A 246-nucleotide genomic window follows, 5' to 3' on the forward strand; every position below is an offset into this window, starting at 1 on the left:
CAACATCATTAAAACCTTCGGGTAGCTGTGGTCGACGAGACATCTGTTCTAGATAATGCATGGTAATGATGCCTAAGCATAGTTGGCGGCAGCTTAAGGATTTAGAAAATGCGATTGGTATTACTTCCTTGCTGAAGTTTTTTTAAATGTCTCCTGCGCTTCAAGATCCTGATTTGGGTGTTTTGATCTGCCAGAAATCCACGACAACTTTACTCTATGTAGTAGCTTATAAACTGTCCGTAGGTC

General features: G+C 41.1%; 1 protein-coding gene. It reads right to left on the reverse strand.

Annotation, left to right across the window (positions count from 1 at the left end; all coding sequences use genetic code 11):
• Positions 1 to 120 precede the first annotated feature (120 nt).
• Positions 121 to 246, reverse strand: a 126-nt coding sequence (locus tag AK963_RS36995; protein WP_139117866.1) for a helix-turn-helix domain-containing protein, incomplete at its 5' end; no start/stop codon positions are given.

Origin of the sequence: Endozoicomonas atrinae (assembly GCF_001647025.1) — a bacterium.
GTDB classification, from domain to species: Bacteria; Pseudomonadota; Gammaproteobacteria; order Pseudomonadales; family Endozoicomonadaceae; genus Endozoicomonas; species Endozoicomonas atrinae.